This window comes from Denitrobacterium sp., assembly GCF_056180635.1.
In genome coordinates this window covers 1-16864 of sequence record NZ_JAZZJS010000034.1, presented here as the reverse complement: position 1 = coordinate 16864, position 16864 = coordinate 1, and the positions used below count along the sequence as shown (strand labels likewise).

Annotated in this window: 13 protein-coding genes; 5 read left to right on the top strand and 8 right to left on the bottom strand. The window is 62.1% G+C overall.

Annotated features, from left to right (window positions below; genetic code table 11):
* Positions 1 to 83: 83 nt before the first annotated feature.
* From AC04P6_RS02850 to AC04P6_RS02840, 3 genes are read right to left on the bottom strand one after another with little or no spacing between them, the layout of a single operon-like run.
* A complete protein-coding gene (locus tag AC04P6_RS02850) occupies positions 84 to 929 on the bottom strand; it encodes a dimethyl sulfoxide reductase anchor subunit family protein (protein WP_475565080.1) in 846 nt (281 codons plus the stop codon).
* A 1-nt stretch (position 930) separates the two neighbouring features.
* Positions 931 to 1551, bottom strand: coding sequence for a DMSO/selenate family reductase complex B subunit (locus AC04P6_RS02845; protein WP_475565079.1), 621 nt, complete (start codon positions 1549 to 1551; stop codon positions 931 to 933).
* Positions 1552 to 1565: 14 nt separating this feature from the next.
* Positions 1566 to 4019, bottom strand: coding sequence for a DMSO/selenate family reductase complex A subunit (locus AC04P6_RS02840; protein ID WP_475565078.1), 2454 nt, complete (start codon positions 4017 to 4019; stop codon positions 1566 to 1568).
* A 232-nt stretch (positions 4020 to 4251) separates the two neighbouring features.
* On the opposite strand from AC04P6_RS02840, the gene AC04P6_RS02835 reads away from it, so the two are divergent.
* Positions 4252 to 5862 (top strand): response regulator transcription factor, encoded by a 1611-nt coding sequence (locus tag AC04P6_RS02835; protein ID WP_475565077.1) that lies wholly within the window; start codon positions 4252 to 4254, stop codon positions 5860 to 5862.
* 58 nt (positions 5863 to 5920) lie between these two features.
* Here AC04P6_RS02835 and AC04P6_RS02830 read toward each other — a convergent pair whose 3' ends face one another.
* The gene (locus AC04P6_RS02830; RefSeq protein ID WP_475565076.1) at positions 5921 to 7339 is read right to left on the bottom strand and encodes an alanine/glycine:cation symporter family protein; all 1419 of its coding nucleotides are present in this window, start codon (positions 7337 to 7339) and stop codon (positions 5921 to 5923) included.
* A 165-nt stretch (positions 7340 to 7504) separates the two neighbouring features.
* On the opposite strand from AC04P6_RS02830, the gene AC04P6_RS02825 reads away from it, so the two are divergent.
* From AC04P6_RS02825 to AC04P6_RS02810, 4 genes are read left to right on the top strand one after another with little or no spacing between them, the layout of a single operon-like run.
* Positions 7505 to 8074, top strand: a complete 570-nt coding sequence (locus AC04P6_RS02825) for an ECF transporter S component (RefSeq protein ID WP_475565075.1) — start codon at positions 7505 to 7507, stop codon at positions 8072 to 8074.
* A gap of 2 nt (positions 8075 to 8076) precedes the next feature.
* Positions 8077 to 8934, top strand: coding sequence for an energy-coupling factor transporter ATPase (locus AC04P6_RS02820; RefSeq protein ID WP_475565074.1), 858 nt, complete (start codon positions 8077 to 8079; stop codon positions 8932 to 8934).
* On the top strand, positions 8931 to 9854 hold the full coding sequence (locus AC04P6_RS02815; protein ID WP_475565073.1) for an energy-coupling factor transporter ATPase: 924 nt from the start codon (positions 8931 to 8933) through the stop codon (positions 9852 to 9854). Before AC04P6_RS02820 ends, AC04P6_RS02815 begins: the two co-directional genes overlap by 4 nt.
* Positions 9847 to 10653 carry an energy-coupling factor transporter transmembrane component T family protein gene (locus tag AC04P6_RS02810; RefSeq protein ID WP_475565072.1) on the top strand — a complete coding sequence of 269 codons (807 nt, stop codon included), beginning with the start codon at positions 9847 to 9849 and terminating at the stop codon, positions 10651 to 10653. Before AC04P6_RS02815 ends, AC04P6_RS02810 begins: the two co-directional genes overlap by 8 nt.
* 90 nt (positions 10654 to 10743) lie before the next feature.
* Here AC04P6_RS02810 and AC04P6_RS02805 read toward each other — a convergent pair whose 3' ends face one another.
* The 4 genes from AC04P6_RS02805 to AC04P6_RS02790 form a co-directional block, all read right to left on the bottom strand.
* Positions 10744 to 11064, bottom strand: a complete 321-nt coding sequence (locus AC04P6_RS02805; RefSeq protein ID WP_475565071.1) for a DUF1292 domain-containing protein — start codon at positions 11062 to 11064, stop codon at positions 10744 to 10746.
* Between the two features lie 182 nt (positions 11065 to 11246).
* Positions 11247 to 14039 (bottom strand): protein translocase subunit SecD, encoded by a 2793-nt coding sequence (secD, locus tag AC04P6_RS02800; protein ID WP_475565070.1) that lies wholly within the window; start codon positions 14037 to 14039, stop codon positions 11247 to 11249.
* Positions 14040 to 14214: 175 nt separating this feature from the next.
* Positions 14215 to 15363 carry a tRNA guanosine(34) transglycosylase Tgt gene (tgt, locus tag AC04P6_RS02795; RefSeq protein WP_475565069.1) on the bottom strand — a complete coding sequence of 383 codons (1149 nt, stop codon included), beginning with the start codon at positions 15361 to 15363 and terminating at the stop codon, positions 14215 to 14217.
* Positions 15364 to 15395: 32 nt separating this feature from the next.
* On the bottom strand, positions 15396 to 16322 hold the full coding sequence (locus AC04P6_RS02790) for an HAD family hydrolase (RefSeq protein ID WP_475565068.1): 927 nt from the start codon (positions 16320 to 16322) through the stop codon (positions 15396 to 15398).
* Positions 16323 to 16864 lie beyond the last annotated feature (542 nt).

Below are 16864 nucleotides of genomic sequence, written 5' to 3'. Positions count from 1 at the left end.
CGTATGACGTCGGCCGTCTTAGGGGGTGACGGCCGACGATGGAAAAAGCGGAGCACCGAAAGGGGGTTCGAAGCTCCCGGGCATTACATAATGGACAGACCCACGGACAGCTGCATCGCATAGAACGCGAGACGCAGAGCCAGAGCGCCGATCACGACGAGCACGACGGCCAGAAGGGCCACGGACGTGCCGCGCTTCCAGGATGCCTGCGCCGCGACAGCGGAGGCGATCAGGCACACGCAGCCAATCACGAGAGCCGGAACGGCACCCGCGACCAGGCTAGAGCCAGCATAGAGAGCCGTGCTCATGCCGGACACGGCGAAGGCCATGCCCGCGGCGCCCACCAGCGCAACCAGCGCGCCGATGTAGGCCATGGCGCTCAGCACGCCACTCGCCTTGGAAGCACCCTCGGCAGAGCCCAGAACGTAGGCGCCCATGGCGGCACCGCCAGCGAGCGTGAGTCCCAGCATCTCTGCGATGGTGGCCCAGCTATTCCACGACTGAACCGTGCCGATCATGTAGGCGAAGCCCATGAACAGGCCGAACAGCACGCCGAGCACGCCGGTAACGGTAAGCAGGCCGCGGCGGGCGCCACCAGCGAGCTTGCCGGCGTTCGCCAGGGCCACGTAGATGATCGCGACCACGGTGAACACGCTGCCCATGGCGATTTCGTTCGTAAGGGGGCTGCGGCCCAGGCCAGCAACCACGTTCACGGCGTTAAGCGCATTGGACAGATGGAAGAACGCGCAGATGAAGCCCACGATGACGAAGATCAGGGGAATCCAGGTAGCGCGGTCGACGCGTGCCTGCTGGCCTTCGTCGAGCTGCGTGGAGAAACCAGCCAGAGCCAGCGCGCAGAACGCGCCCGCGCCGATCGACGCGAATACGGTAAACAGCGCCAAAGGCAGTTCGGACATTGCCGCTTCCATGCTAGATCACCTCCAGGGGATTCACGACCGAGCCTTCGCCGCTGTTCGCGGGACGGGCGTCGTCGGTGGGATTGATGTACAGGTTCGGGTTGGTGTAGCTGGAAGCGGGCAGCGGCGCAATATTGGCGCGTTCGCCCAGCTTGGCCATCTCCTCAACCGTGCCGAACTCCAGAGCGCGCAGCGGGCAGGCGTCGACGCAGATGGGGTTCTTCCCTTCCGCGACGCGGCTGGCGCAGCCGTCGCACTTCACGCTGTGGCCAGCCTTGCGGTCGACCTTGGGAGCGTTGTAGGGGCATGCCATGTGGCAGTAACCGCAACCGATGCACTTGGTTTCGTCCACCGAGACCAGGCCGGTTTCGGGGTCCTTGTGCATTGCGCCCGTGGGGCACACCTGCGTGCAGGCGGGGTTATCGCAATGGTTGCAGCTCATTGAGATGTGGTACATGAAGGCCGTGGTGGTGTAGGTGCCATCGCCGGCGTCTTCCCAGCTGCCGCCCTCGTAGTCGTAGACCTTACGGTAGGCGATTTCGCTGGACAGGTCGCGGTAGTCCTTGCACGCCATTTCGCAGGTCTTGCAACCCGTGCAGCGATTCGTGTCCAGATAGAACGCGTATTGAGTCATCTTGGTCCTCCTCCCTAGGCCTTAGCCACTTGGGCGATGATGGAATGAGCGGGACCGTTGCCCTTGGCAAGCGGCGTGGGGCGATAGGTGGTCAGCGTGTTGACGCAACCGCCCTTGTCGAGCTTGTCGCCGTTCATGTCGGCGTCATGCCATGCGCCCTGCGGAATGCCGATGGTGCCGGGAACGATGCGCTCGGTAACCTTGGCTTCGATCTGCATCTTGCCAGCGGGGCTGCTCACGAGGCACATGTCGCCATTGGCGATGCCGCGCGGCGTGGCGTCGATGGGGTTGATCCACATCTGCTGGCGGGCAGCCTGCTTCAGCTCGTCGATGAAGCCAAAGCTGGAGTGCGTACGGGCCTTGTAGTGGAAGCCCGAGCAGTACAGCGGGAATTCGCTGGTCACGCTGCCGTAGCCTTCGGGGCCAGCCCAGAACACGGGGATGGCGTGAATCTCTTCGCCCTCTTCGAGTTCCCAGGTCTGCGCGATTTCAGCCAGCGTCTCGGAATAGATCTCGATCTTGCCGGAGGGAGTGCCCAGCGGATTGGCGGCGGGGTCCTTGCGGAAGTCCTCGAGGCCGATTGCGGGCTCGCATTCCATCTTGAACACGCCGTCCTTCTTGATCTGATCCCAGGTGGGCATGTTGATGCCGTAGCCCTCGACGGGATCGGCGGCAGCGTCGCGGCCCTTGTTGTACAGGTACTCGACCCATTCCTCGTAGCTGCGGCCCTCAGTGTACTCATCGCGGAAGCCCAGCTTCTCGGCGATGTCGGCGCACACGTCGTAGCTGTTACGGCACTCGCCCGGAGCTTCCTGGGCAGGACCGCCCACGGTGACGCCCGTGTAGTACTCGGAGTAACCCTGCGTCTGCATGTTCAGCACTTCGGAGCGCATCATGTCGGGAAGCAGGATGTCGGCATACTTGGCGGAGTCGGTCATGACCGTATCCCACACCAGGATGAACTCGCACTTGCTCTCGTCAGCCAGGATCTCGTGCGTCTTGTTGACGTCGCCATGCTGGTTGGTGAGGCAGTTGCCGGCGAAGTTCCACAGGAACTTGAGATCGGTGCCCAGCTCATCGGCGCCCAGGATGCCGGAGTTCAGCTTGGTCATCTTGCTGCCGTGGTCGACGGCGTTCAGATACTGGTATACCGGCAGCTGCGTCTTGTTGGGGTTCTTGAAGGGGATGTTGCCCACCAGGTAAATGGGGGGCTCGGCTTCGCGCTGACCCGTGTTGGTGCCGGGGAGGCCAATCTGGCCGAGCACGACGGGAACCATGGAAATCATGCGCGAGGTATCTTCGCCGTTGCTGTGGCGCTGCGGGCCCCAGCCCTGGCACACGAAGGGAGCCTTGGCGTTTTCCAGGTCGGCAGCGAGCTCGCGGATGCGGCTTGCGGGAATCTGCGTGATGGGAGCGGCCCATTCGGGGGTCTTCTCGACCTTGTCGTAGCCCTCGCCCATGATGTAGGCGTAGAACGACTTGTTCTGGCCCTTGGCGCTCTCGGGCATGGTCTCCTCGTCAAAGCCCACGCAGTACGTGTGCAGGAAGTTGAGGTCGGCCTTGCCATCCTTGATGAACTCGTGGATGAGAGCGGCGCACAGGGCGGCGTCGGTGCCGGTGCGGATGGGCAGCCATTCGTCGGCATGGCCCGAAGCGCTCTCGTTCATACGGTAGTCGATGTTCACGACCTTGCCACCACGGCTCTGAACGCCTTCGCGGGCACGTGCGAAGTCCCACGTGGCATTAGCGCCACCCATGCGGGTGTCGGCGGGGCTGTTGCCGAACATCACGATCAGGTCGGAATGCTGGGCAGCCTCGGTGAAGGAGCTGGCGTTGATGTTGTCGTACGGCGAGAACACGCTACCCAGTTCCTCGTCGAAGCCGAACATGTACGGCATAGCGGCGGAAAGCTGATGGGTAGAGTAGTCGTACATCTGGCTCACGTAGCCGCCAGCAAGCGAAAGCAGGCGATGGCCAACCTTCGACATGCTGAAGTACGTGCCCGTGCCGTACACGATGTAGATGGAGTTGGGGCCGTACGTCTTGTAGGTGTACTCGAGCTGATCGGCGATCGTCTGGATGGCCTCATCCCAACTGATGCGCTCGAACTTGCCCTCGCCACGCTTGCCAACGCGCTTCATGGGATACATGAGGCGATCGGCGTTGTTCAGCCAGCGACGCATGGAACGGCCGCGCAGGCAGGCACGCGCCTGGAAGTCGGCGTCGCCCGTGTTGTCCGTTTCCATGTAAGCGACCTTGCCGTCGCGCACATGCCACTGGAAGATGCAGTTGCCACCGCAATTGACATTGCACTGGCTCCAGGCGATGGTGTCGGCATCGGCCGCATGCGCTTCGCCGGCGTTGAAAAGCTCCTGCGATGCAACAGCGGTTCCACCCGCTGCAGCCAAGCCCGCGAGCGCGCCCGACGTCTTCACGAACGAGCGCCTGGACATGGATTGCTCCGTCATGCTTTCTCCTCCTCTTTCTTCTTGTCTGCTTATGCCGCGCCAATACCCTTCCCACGCGCGGCGGTGCATACAACCCTACGCTCTTCGTCGGCGAGCCTTGTCACATGAAAGGTGGTAATTTCTCATTTGCCCAGGTAAATAGGGTCACCCACTGTCATGCAGCCCGGTTGGTCGCGCTATACTGCGGCTCTATGCTGCATCAGGTAAAATAGGAAGCACAGAAAGGAGGGGTATGCGGCAAAGCATCGAAACCGCGCTGCGGCCCTCGGTCGCCATTCTGGGATTCGCGCTCTTTCTCGCAATCAACGCGGCGAGCGTATGGGGCGGCGTGTTCCCGTTCCTGCCCTTGGAAAACCAGACGCACGAATTGCTCTTCTGGTTCTACTTCGCTCAGTCCATTTCCTTCTTCGTGATGTTCCTAGTTTGCGCGCGCCAGGTGTACGTGTCGCACCAACGACGCTTCTTCAATCTCACCACCTCTGGCGCGTCGACATTCTACGGGCTGGGCTGGGTCTGCCTCATCGCGTCCATCTACGTGTATTCCTACGCGCTCCCCCTGCTTGTTGCCGCGGGCGTGCTGCTGGGTAGCGGTGCGGCCATGTTCTACTTGCTCTGGCAGCGCTACTTCGCCAGCACTGAACCCGACCAAGGCACGCGCGCCCTCATCGTGGGAGCCATATACGCCGCCGTCATCTACGCGGCGCTCTACCTCATTCCGCGCGCCGTTACCGCGTTCCTCATCCCCGTGGTGTTCCTGCCGTTGTTCGGCCTGGCCCTCACGCTGAAGAACCGAAGCATCAACTACGAGCAGCCCATGTTCACCGACAGTCCGCGAGAAAACAGGCGCGTGTACGCACGCCTGATCCGCGGTACCCTGCGCGCCACGCTCGCCATCGGCGCACTCGCCTTCTGCGCCGGCATCATGCGCGCGCTCGCCATCGACAATCCAGGCATCGGCTCGCTCGTGAACATCCTCTCGATGCTCGGCATGCTGGCCGCGGCCCTCGCGCTTCTGTACCTCTGGCGCGCACGCGGCCTGAACCTCAGCATCACGCGCCTGTATCGCGTGGTGTTTCCCCTGGTTATTTCCGCGCTCGTAGTCGTGCCCCTGGCCAACGAGGAATACCTGCGCTGGCTGGCTGCCGGACTCTACGCCCTCTACGCCATCGCCAATCTGCTCGTCATGCTCCAAACGGCGCAGATTGCGCGCGACCAGGGCATTCACCCTGTATACGCCTTCGGATCCATCGGCGGCATCGTCTACGCCATGCACGACATGGGATTCCTCATCGGCAGCGCCAGCGACCAGCTGGGCATCGCCGCCGCGAACCCCGTTGTCTTCACCACGATCGTCACCGTCTACCTGCTGGCCCTGATGTTCTTCATCAGCACCATCGACTTCAAGAAGGAGCAGGCCGACATGTTCAGCGACGACCACATCGAGCTCATCACGCCGCGCGCACGCGTCGCCGAGCCCGTGGTGGCAATAGTCGCAACCGAGGCCGAAACCGCAGACGACGAGGCCACTCAGCAGGAAGAAATCGACAAGCCGGACGCGACGAGCCCGCTTTCCGACCTATCGCGCCCCAGCACCACGCGCGACGGCTGGCGCGACCGCATCGACAAGCAGGCCCAGCTGCTGCAGCGCGACTTCGGCCTGTCCAACCGCGAGGCCGAGGTGGTGAAGCTCGTCTGCCAGGGCAACACCGTCCCCAGCATCTCCGAGCAGCTCTACATCTCGGAAAACACCGTGCGCACGCACATGAAACGCCTCTACGCCAAGCTGGGCATCCACAAGAAGCAGGAGCTCATCGACCTAGCCCACTCATACGGCAGGAGCTAACGAAAAAGCAGCCGATTGGCTGCCTTTCCTATTGCGTATGCGCATTCCGCCGCGGAAGCTATCGGGCGCTCACCGTGGGGATTTCCGAATCGTCGGCCTCGTCGAGATTGCCATCGTACACGTAGTGCTTGGTGTCGCGCGCGATCACGCCGGAAAGCGCGAGCACGATGACGATGTTGGGAATGACCATGAGCGCGTTGCCGATATCGCTCACCGTCCACACCACGTCGCCCACGCCCAGGGCGCCCGCGATGCCCACAAGCACGTAGAGCACCTGGTAGGGACGCGTAGCCTTCTGGCCGAACAGATACACGACGCAGCGGTTGCCGTAGTAGCTCCAGCCCAGGATGGTGGAATACGCGAAGCTCACCATGCCCAGAACCAGAATGGGCGTACCCACGTAGGGAATGCTGCTGAACGCGGCGCTTGCCAGAGCCGCGCCCTCTTCGATCGTGCCACCCTCGATGATGCCGGGGTTGGCCAGAAGCGTAGACGTGAGCACGATGCCCGTGATAGCGCAGATGACGACGGTGGACCAGAAGGCGCCCGTCATGGCGACGAGGGCCTGGCGCGCAGGGTTGCGCGTTGCCGCGGCAGCAGCCACGATGGGGGCGGTGCCCAGGCCGGCTTCATTGCTGAACAGGCCACGTGCGCAGCCGTACTGCAGCGCAACCATGATGCCGCTGCCCACGGCGCCACCGAACGCGGCCTTCGGGGTGAACGCGCATTCGATGATCGTGGCAATGGCCGGCCCCACGTACGGGGCGTTCATGATCATGATGATGATGCAGCCGATTACGTAGACCACGGCCATAATGGGAACGAGTCGCTCGCAGACCTTCGCGATGGACTTCACTCCGCCGAAGATAACGAGCGCAACGCACAGCGCAATGATGATGGCGATGGCCGTGGCGGGAACTCCCGGAAAGCTTGACTCGATGATGCCCGTCATCGCAGCCGATTGAACGGCGCTGCCCGTGCCAAGCGTGGCGATGATGGCGAACAGGCAGAAGAGCACGGCGCCCAGATGCGCCCAGCGCGGCGTGGAGCCGTCGGGGCGCTTGAAGGCGCGCTCCCACGCATACATGGCGCCGCCGAGCATTTCGCCCCGCGAATCCTTCACGCGGTACTTCACCGCCGCATAGACTTCGGTGTACTTGGTGGCCATGCCGAACACGCCGGTGACCCACATCCAGAACACGGCGCCGGGGCCGCCCGCCAGAATGGCGGTGGCAACGCCCACGATGGAACCGGTGCCCACGGTGGCCGCAAGGGCCGTGGCAAGGGCGCCAAATTGGCTCACGTCGCCTTCGGCGTCGTCGTCTTGGGCAACGGAAAGCCTAATGGCCGTGGGAAGCTTGCGCTGAATGAAGCCCGTGCGGAACGACAGGAACAGATGCGATCCGAGGAGCAGGCAAATCATGATGGGGCCCCATACGAATGCATCGATTTGATTGAGTATTGAGATAATATCCATAGCAGGTCAAAAGTATACGTGTTTATGAGTCATCGCGCACTCTATCGCGATAAAGCGCACATTTCGTGACTTATTCAACGGCAGTACCGTGCGCCCAAACGCCCCATGCGGCTACGCTATAATGAACGTTTGCAAAACAAAGGAACTCACGGGGAGAAACAACTCATGCCTACGATGCAAAACACCAACCGCTGGGAGACGAAAGAGCTCGTCATCATGGCCCTCATGTGCGCCATCAGCGTCATTCTCTGCTTCATCGAATTCCCTATCATCCCGGGCATCACGTGGCTCAAGTTCGACGCTTCCGCCATGCCCGCCATGGTGAGCGGCTTCGCGTACGGCCCCGTTGCGGGCATCGTTGTGGGAACGGTAAGCGCACTCGTCCACGCCATAATCATGGGCGACTGGGTTGGCGGTCTCATGAACATCATCGTCATCATTGCGATGGTGGGCCCCAGCGCTGCCATCTACGCGCGCAAGCATACGTTTGCAGGCGCCGTAATTGGTCTGGTTACGGGCATCGTCTGCATGACCGCCGCAGCCATCGTGTCCAACCTCATCATCGATCCGCTCTATCTGGGCATGCCCCTGGAAGCGGTAGCTGGCCTCATCCTGCCCGCCCTGCTGCCGTTCAACATCGCCAAGAGCGTTATCAATTCCGTGCTCACCCTGGTGGTGTACAAGTCGATCAGCAACCTCATCACACCTAAGAAAAGCCAGGTGAAAGGCCGCTAGTCATGGCCATTAGCGAATCAGCACCCATAGTCGACTTCCAGCAGGCGACGTTCACCTACGACGGCGAGCACGTCGTCCTGAACGGCATCAGCCTCGCCATCAAAGAAGGCGAGTTCGTAGCCATTCTCGGTGGCAACGGAAGCGGCAAGAGCACGCTCGCAAAGCACGTGAACGCGCTCCTGGCTCCCGATGCCGGCTCCGTGCGCGTAGTGGGACGCGATACGTCCGACGCGCAGGAAACCTTCTTCATCCGCAGCAACGCGGGCATGGTCTTCCAGAACCCCGACGACCAGCTCGTTGCCAGCCTCATCGAAGACGACGTGGCGTTCGGCCCGGAAAACCTGGGCATCCCCAACCCCGAGCTGCGCGAACGCGTAACCAAGGCGCTTGAGCGCGTGGGGCTGCAGGGCTTCGAGCGCAGGGAAACCACGGCGCTTTCGGGCGGCCAGAAACAACGCGTCGCCATTGCCGGCGTGCTTGCCATGGAACCGCGCATCCTCATCCTCGACGAGGCGAGCGCCATGCTCGACCCTCGCGGTCGCGCGGGCCTCATGCGCGTCGCGCGCGAATTGAACAGCGAGGGCATGACCGTCGTCATGATTACGCACTTCATGGAGGAAGCCGCGCAGGCCGACCGCATCTACGTACTCGAAGAAGGAACCGTCGCGCTCGAGGGAGCGCCCGCCCAGGTGTTTTCCCAGATCGGCAAGCTCGAGCATCTGCATCTAGACACGCCGTTCGCGGCACGCATGAGCATGATGCTGCAGGAACGCGGCGTGCCCGTTCCCACCTGCATGTCGGAAGAAGAGCTGGCACGCGAGCTAAGCGCGCTTCTTGGCCGGGAAGGCGGTGCGGCATGATCGAGTTCCAGAACGTCAGCTACACGTACCGCACGGCCGAGGGAAAGCGCGCACGCAAGAAGCGCCACGAACCAGCGAACAACCCCGCCGACTGGGGAACCGCCCCCTCGGCTTACTGGGCCATCCACAACGTGAGCTTTACGCTGAACGACGGCGAATTCTTCGGCATCGCCGGCCATACGGGAAGCGGCAAGAGCACCCTCATCCAGCACATGAACGGCCTGCTGCATCCCACGCGCGGATGCGTGCTGGTCGACGGCGTGGACATCGCCGAGAAGGGCGCGGCCACGAAGGCGCGCACCCGCGTGGGCGTGGTATTCCAGTATCCCGAACACCAGCTTTTCGCCGCATCGGTATTCGAAGACGTCACGTTCGGCCCGCGCAACATGGGCCTTTCCGGAAACGATCTAGAGACGCGCTACGCCGAGGCCATGCGCCTGGTAGAGCTCGACCCCGAGGCGCTGCGCGACATGAGCCCCTTCGAGCTTTCGGGCGGCCAGCAGCGACGCGTGGCGTTCGCAGGCGTACTTGCCATGAACCCGGAAACCCTCATCCTCGACGAGCCCGTTGCGGGGCTCGACCCGCATGCGCGCGAAGAGTTCCTGCTCTTCATCCAGCGCCTGCACAGCACCGAGGGCCTTACCGTGGTGATGGTTTCCCACGACATGGACGACCTGGCGCGCTTCTGCGACCGCATCCTCATCATGAACCAGGGTGAGAAGTTCGCCCTGGGAACGCCTGATGAGGTATTCGCCGACGCGAAAGCCTGCAAGGAAATCGGCTTGGGCGTGCCCGCTGCGCAGCATCTGGCGAATTGCCTCGCCGAGACTGGTGTCGCGCTCCCTCCGCATACGGGCCTCTACACCGCCGATACGCTGGCAGATGCCATCGCAGGGCTATACGAGGCACGCGATGAATAGAGCGCTCTTCGGAAAGTACTGGCCCGGCGACAGTCCGCTGTATCGCATGGACCCGCGCGCGAAGCTCACGCTCGTCGTGCTCATCATGGTGGCAATCTTCTGCGCCAGCAGCTATGCGGCGCTGGGCGTATGCGCGCTCTTCCTGCTCGCGTGCATTGTCGTCGCGCGCATCCCCCTGCCCCAAGCACTGCGCTCCATCGGCCCGCTGTTCTTCATCGTCGTCATCACGGCCCTGCTCAACGTGTTCTTCGTGCAGGGAGGCGACGTCTATGTGGCGGCCGGACCGCTGCAGATTAGCCAGGCGGGCATACACAACGCCGTATTCCTGGGCATTCGCCTCACGCTGCTCCTGCTCGACGCAAGCCTGCTCACGCTCACGACCACCACGCTCGATCTCACCGACGGCATCGAGGCCGTTCTTGCCCCGCTACGCCGCGTGGGCTTCCCCGCGCACGAGTTCAGCATGGTAATGGGCATCGCCCTGCGGTTCGTGCCGCAATTCATCACCGAGCTCCACACCATCCGGGCAGCCCAGCTCTCCCGCGGGGCGTCCTTTTCCACGAGCCCGTTAAAGGGCGGCGTCTCGAGCCTTACCAGCCTCATGATCCCCCTGTTCACGAGCGCGTTCCGCCATGCGGAAACGCTTTCGGCGGCCATGGACGCACGCTGCTACCACGGTGCGGAAGGCCGCACGAAGCTGAAGCCCCTCGCGTTCACGAGCGTCGACGCGCTAGGCGCGGCAATCACCATCGCACTGCTCGCCCTCACCATAACGGTAAGCGTGCTGACGGCGGCATAGCCACGAGCTGCTCGCCAAAGCCCCAGGCAGCAAAGCAAAGCCCCGATACGCAATGCGCATCGGGGCTTATTCGTAGCTGCAAGCCGCCGGCTATTCGAAGTCGTACAGGTCCTTCGCGGCAATCTTGAACTCGTTATACGCCGCTACGGCCGTTTCCTCTTCGGTGACCAGCTCGAAGGCCACGGGCTGACCATCTTCGTCGAGCTCCGTGACTTCCATTACCAGGATCTCGCCCGAGGAAAGCGCGGGCTCGTCGTCGGACACGGGGAAGAAGAAGCCATAGCGGGCTTCGTTCAGAAGGATGAGACCCAGAAACTCGAGGTCTACCTTTTCGCCCTTCTCGTCCTCGAACGTGAATACGGTGCCCTCCTGCTCGGGCGGGGCAAAGTTAGGCGCGCTGCCAGTTCTCATAGCATGTTCCTTTCACGCGTGTATACGCTTGCTCGTTTTGTTCGCCCCCTATCTTACCGTGCTAGCCACGCGCTCGGCTAGCCCAGCGCGGCAGCCACACAGCATGGGGAGAATTCAGGGCGCATATGCACATCGGGCCGAGCGCATGGCCCGGCCCGATAAACGGCTATGTTGTTACGCCGCTACTCTTCGTTCGGCTGATGCTTGGCAGCCTCTTCGGCGGCCTCTTCGAACTTCTCGCGATCGACGATGCGCACTTCGGGCTGGGCGCTCTGATGCGCCTTCTGCTCCTTCTTGGCGCGCTTGCGAGCAGCTGCGCGCTTTTCCTTGGCAATCTGCGCAGCGCTCTTCTGCTCGGCGGGAACAGCCTTTTCAGGCTTCACAGAGGCTTCCTTCACGGCAACTGCGGCAGGCTCTTCCTGCTTCGCTTCCTCGGCAGGAGCGGCGTACGTGAGCGAACCACGCGACGTGGCGAAGCGACCGACTTCGTTGCCGTACTTCTTCACCAAGTTGAGGTTCTTCTCTTCACGCGACTTCCAGATGGCGAAGAGCGGGCACGCGATGGCGATGGAGGAATATGCGCCGGCAATCAGGCCGATGACCATGGCGAACGCGAAGTCCTGCAGCGTCTCGCTGCCGAACAGGAGCATGGCCAGAACGGGGATGATCGACGTGAGCGTGGTGTTGATGGAACGGATGAACACCTGATTCATGGAATGGTTGGCCATGGTCATGAACGTGCAAGGCACTTCCAGGTTCTCCATGTTGTCGCTGATGCGATGGAACACGACCACCGTGTCGTACAGCGAGTAACCCAAGATGGTGAGCAGGGCCGCAACAACGTTGGGGTTGATCTCGCGACCCACGAGGGCGTAGATGCCCACCACGAGCAGGATGTCGTGCACGAGGGCGACGATGGCGGTAACGCCCATCTTGTACTGGCGGAATCGCAGCGCAATGTACGCGATGATAAGGATGAACGACACGATGAGGGCGATGAACATCGCCTGGATGACGCTCGTGCCCCAGTCGGGCCCGATGGTGCTCACCTGGAAGTTAGACGAGGAAAGCCCCAGGCTGTTGGCGACCGTCATGGCCTCGCCAGCCGATTCCGCGGCATCGGCGTTCGTGGTGCGCACGATGAAGCCCGCTTCGCCATTGCTCGACGTAGTTTGGATGACGGCATCGCCCTCGCCCGCGCTAGCGAACGCGGAACGCATCTGATCGGTGGTGACGTCGCCCGTGTCGGTGAACGTGATGCTCGTGCCGCCAACGAACTCGATGCCCAGGTTCAGGCCGCGCACGCCGATGGCAACCACGCACAGCACCATGACGATGGCCGCGACGGACAGGAACACCTTGCGGAACCCGAGGAAGTTGATGTCGTGCTTGACGAAGCGGCCCTTCACCTTGGAAGCGGCCTTCGCGGCAGCGCTGCCGGCTTCGCCGCCCTTGCGCGTTGCGTAGACCTCGTTGTCATGCGAGTTGATGGCCTCCAGGGAAACCGCGATCTCCACGGTCTCGCCCTCGGCGTCGGCGAGGTCTTCGTACACGCCAGCCGCCGCCTGGCAATCCTTCACGCCCCAGAAGCCGGGATGCTTCGCGATGGCATGGGGAGCGAGCAGGCGGATGAGCGGAGCCTTGAAGATGAGCATCATGACGATGTCGCACATAATGCCCAGCGCCAGCGTGAGGCCGAAGCCCTTGACGCCGCTGGATGCCAGGAAGAAGAGCGAGAGCGCCGTGACGAGCGACACGAGGTCGGCGTCGATCGACGTGAGGATGCCATGACGCACGCCCGTGATGGACGCAGCGCGCACGCTACGGCCGAAGCGGATTTCCTCCCTGAATCGCTCTAGGGTAAGAATCGAGGAGTCGGCTGCCATACCAATGGTAAGAACGATGCCGGCCACGCCCGAAAGCGACAGGCTGAACAGGCCGAAATGCGAAAGCGTTGCAAGAAGGCCCAGATAGAGCACGGCGAACACGGCAATGGCGGCAGCGGTGAGCATGCCCAGGCCGCGATAGAAGAAGAGCAGGTAGAGCATGACCAGCAGGATGCCGGCGAGGGCAACGAGCACGCCGGAAGCGAGCGCGTCCTGGCCCAGCGTGGGGCCGACCGTCTGGCTCTGCGCGTAGGTGAAGCTCACGGGGAGCGAACCGCTTTCCAGAACGGTCTTCAGGGCCTTGGCTTCGTCCTGCGAGTAATTGCCGGTGATGGAAACCTGGCCCGTGGTGATTTCGGACTGAACGGCGGGAGCGGAGTTCACCACGCCGTCGAGGATGATGACGATCTTGCCGTGGTCGCTTACCAGATCGGCGCTGGCCTCGGCAAACGCCTGGGTGCCTTCGGCGTCGAGGGAGATGTTAACCGCGTAGTACGGGCTGCCCTCGCTCTGCTTGTCGATGGTGACGTTCTGAATGTTGGCGCCCGTGACGATGGGCGTGTAGGTGCCCTCTTCGACCGTGAGCGACGAACCGCCCTCGGAGGGAAGCGTGTTGCCATAATCGTCGGTGATGGTGGTAGACGTGCTGAGGTTGCCCGAATCGATCTTCTGGCGCACGTCTTCATCGGTGAAGGAGTCGAGGCGGGCGAACTCGAGGTTACCGGTGCGTCCGATGGTGTCGAGCGCCTCCTGAGTATCGGAGATACCGGGAATCTGGACGAGAATCTGGTTGTTGCCCTGGATCTGAACCGTTGCTTCCGAAGCGCCAAGGGCGTTAACGCGCGACTCGATGATGTCGCGGCTGATGTCCATGTCTTCCTGGCTCACGCTATCGCCGTCGGTGCTGTTTGCGGTAAGCACCACGGAAAGGCCGCCCTGGATATCGAGACCCTGATTGATCTTTTCCTGCGGAGGCATGAACATGAAAACGGAGCCCACCACCAACAGGGTGAGCAGCACGAGCAGCCAGACATTACGGCGGTTGTTCGCGCTTACGTGCTTGCGCTTCTTGGATGTTGCTTCAGCCATTGGATTCCCTTTGTTCCCTACGCGCGAAGACCCTTGCCCCGCTCCGCGCATATACTGCGGTTAACTTTGCATTATGTCACAAGAAGCAGGGCGCTCCAACCACAACAGACTAGGAGGGCTCCAAATGGAACCCTCCCGAACTGCGTTTATTCGTTTCCGCGACCAGATGGGCGACCTAGTAGTCGTTCGCTCCGGCGCTCGCCATCCACGACTCGTAGAATTCCTCGTACGCATCGGCCAGAACGGCTTCACGCGCCTTTTCCATGAGGTGGATCAGGAAGTACAGGTTGTGCTCGGAAAGGAGCATGCCGCCCAGCATTTCGTTCTGCTTAACGAGATGGCGCAGGTAGGCGCGGCTATAGTTGCGGCACACGGGGCAATCGCACTCGTGGTCGAGCGCGGTGAAATCGTGCGCGTACTTCGCATTGCGCAGGTTCATGCGGCCCTGGCTGGAAAACGCCGTGCCCATGCGCCCCGTGCGCGTGGGAAGCACGCAGTCGAACATGTCCACGCCCTCGCGCACGGCGCGCACGAGCGTGGTGGGATTGCCCACGCCCATAAGGTAGCGCGGACGGTCTTCCGGCAGTGCGCGGGTAGCCTCGCCCAGCGTTTCGAACATGACCTCGTGGTCTTCGCCCACGGAATAGCCGCCGATGCCGAAGCCGGCGAACCCGCGCATGCCCGCGGCCTTCGCGCGCTCTTCCGCCTCCAGCAGGCGCTTGGCGCTCTCGAGGCGCAGATCCATATGCATGCCGCCCTGTTCGATGCCGAACAGGCCCTGGTCGGGGCGCGTATGAGCCATCAGGCAACGCTCGGCCCATTCCCACGAGAGCTTCGTGGACGCGGCCACATCGCGCTTTTCGGCGGGATAGCCAATGCACTGGTCGAGCTGCATGGCGATGTCGGCGCCAATGCGCTGCTGAATGTCCATGTTGATTTCGGGCGTCCAGCGATGCTTGCTTCCGTCGTAGTCGAGGGCCTTGAAGTTCACGCCGTCATTGTCGGTCTTCATCATGTGGTTCAAGCTGAACAGCTGAAACCCACCCGAGTCGGTGAGCATGGGGCCGTCGTAGTTCATGAACTTCTGCACGCCGCCGGCCTCTTCGATGATTTCCACGCCCGGGCGCATGTACAGATGGTACGTGTTCGCAAGCACGACCTGGCTTTTCAGCTCGTGCAAGACGTCCACGGTAATGCCCTTCACCGTGGCATGCGTGCCAACGGGCATGAACATGGGCGTGCGCACCGTGCCGTGCGCCGTTTCAAAGGTGAGCGCGCGAGCGTTGCCGCTACGCGCTTCGATGGTTACGTCGAATAGAGCCATAGTCTTCTTTCTATCTTCGAGCACTTCAACGGCTAGGAAGCCGTGGTGGTAATCCTCATGCGTTCGTTTTCATCCCACAGGGGCTGGGGCATGGCGTCGCGGCCATGAGCAATGCGAATGCCGCCGTCGAGCGGAGAGCGGTCGGGATAGCCCTCAAGCGCACGCTTGCTCTCGCATACGGGCAGCTCACGGGCCCAATCAGCAAACTCTTCCATGGTTCCGTGCTTCACCGTGGCAATGTCGAACCCGTTGTCGTTGATGAGGTCGTCGGTGACGAGGTAGGCATCCATGCCCGTTTCCAGGCACGCCAGATCATCGATGGTGTTGTTCCCCACCATGAGCACGCGGCCAGGCTCGGCGCCCGCAATGGCCAAGTTCTCGTAGTAGTACGCCGTCTGGGGCTTCACCGCCGTGCTGTTGTCGAAGCGCGTGATGCGCGCAAAATACGACGGGTCGACCTGCGCCCAACGCAGACGCGCAAGCACGCCTTCCAACGGGAACAGCGGCATAGTGGTCAGGTACAGGGGGTAGCCCTTTTCCGCAAGAATGCGCACCGCTTCAGCCGCATGCGGATTGGGAACGATGTCGCGACCGCATTCATCGAAATCGTTCTGGTAGAAATCGAAGAAGAAATCGCGCGCCTCCGCCAGCTCGTGGGCGTTCAGCGGGCACTCCTCGTCTTCGTGAGCCTGCGCGAACATGCGCCAAAACGCATCGGCGTTCGTCTCCTCGGGAGAGTGGCAGCTCATGGCATGCATGCCGCGGTCGAGGCAGTGAATGTAGAGCTTGGCGTCCTTCCCCGCGTTGCGCAGCTTGCGTTCCAGGATTTCGTAATAGCGATCGAGGAACTGACGCACGGGCATGGGAAGCAGCGTGCCGTCCATGTCGAAGAATATCGCGTCGTATGGAGCAGCGTTAAGCTTCGCGTTATTCGTCTCCGCAGACGTGAAACCAGTCATATGCACCCCTTTTCGTATTCCGCCTTCGATACTCGCATACGCATGGGCCCTCGAGAAGCAATCACGCGAAAACTGCGGAAACGAACGAACGGGGAAAGCCCGGCCCGCCAATTCGGGTGGCGTTCCAGCGGGCAGGACGTCGTGATGGGCGCATTGTCCCGCGAAGGGGCGCATACCGCGCGCTAGATGTCGGCGAGCTCGTCCTCGATTTCCGGCGCATTGCCCCGCGGAGGGGCACATACCGCGCGCTGCCTTTTTCAGAAAAGGCAGGCTTGCTGGGGCGAAATGGGTCGCTAGTTTTTCGCGAACTGGGGAAACGCTGCGACAGATGTGCGAGGGGCGTGCCTTTTTCAGAAAAGGCACGGCACGCATCGCTCCCTCGCGGCATGTGCTTATTGCGGCAGGAGTCATGGCAATACGTGGCGCGTGCTAGTATGGCGAACGGAAATGGAAGCGATCGGCGGGAAGGAACGCACATGAAAACACTGTTGCACGCATGCTGCGGCCCCTGCTCGCTAGAGCCCGTGCGCCTTCTGGCCGAA

Bases quoted from the DNA above. Each gene is read 5' to 3' on its own strand.
- AC04P6_RS02850 (WP_475565080.1), bottom strand. From the start codon at position 929: ATGGAAGCGGCAATGTCCGAACTGCCTTTGGCGCTGTTTACCGTATTC.
- AC04P6_RS02845 (WP_475565079.1), bottom strand. From the start codon at position 1,551: ATGACTCAATACGCGTTCTATCTGGACACGAATCGCTGCACGGGTTGC.
- AC04P6_RS02840 (WP_475565078.1), bottom strand. From the start codon at position 4,019: ATGACGGAGCAATCCATGTCCAGGCGCTCGTTCGTGAAGACGTCGGGC.
- AC04P6_RS02835 (WP_475565077.1), top strand. From the start codon at position 4,252: ATGCGGCAAAGCATCGAAACCGCGCTGCGGCCCTCGGTCGCCATTCTG.
- AC04P6_RS02830 (WP_475565076.1), bottom strand. From the start codon at position 7,339: ATGGATATTATCTCAATACTCAATCAAATCGATGCATTCGTATGGGGC.
- AC04P6_RS02825 (WP_475565075.1), top strand. From the start codon at position 7,505: ATGCCTACGATGCAAAACACCAACCGCTGGGAGACGAAAGAGCTCGTC.
- AC04P6_RS02820 (WP_475565074.1), top strand. From the start codon at position 8,077: ATGGCCATTAGCGAATCAGCACCCATAGTCGACTTCCAGCAGGCGACG.
- AC04P6_RS02815 (WP_475565073.1), top strand. From the start codon at position 8,931: ATGATCGAGTTCCAGAACGTCAGCTACACGTACCGCACGGCCGAGGGA.
- AC04P6_RS02810 (WP_475565072.1), top strand. From the start codon at position 9,847: ATGAATAGAGCGCTCTTCGGAAAGTACTGGCCCGGCGACAGTCCGCTG.
- AC04P6_RS02805 (WP_475565071.1), bottom strand. From the start codon at position 11,064: ATGAGAACTGGCAGCGCGCCTAACTTTGCCCCGCCCGAGCAGGAGGGC.
- secD (WP_475565070.1), bottom strand. From the start codon at position 14,039: ATGGCTGAAGCAACATCCAAGAAGCGCAAGCACGTAAGCGCGAACAAC.
- tgt (WP_475565069.1), bottom strand. From the start codon at position 15,363: ATGGCTCTATTCGACGTAACCATCGAAGCGCGTAGCGGCAACGCTCGC.
- AC04P6_RS02790 (WP_475565068.1), bottom strand. From the start codon at position 16,322: ATGACTGGTTTCACGTCTGCGGAGACGAATAACGCGAAGCTTAACGCT.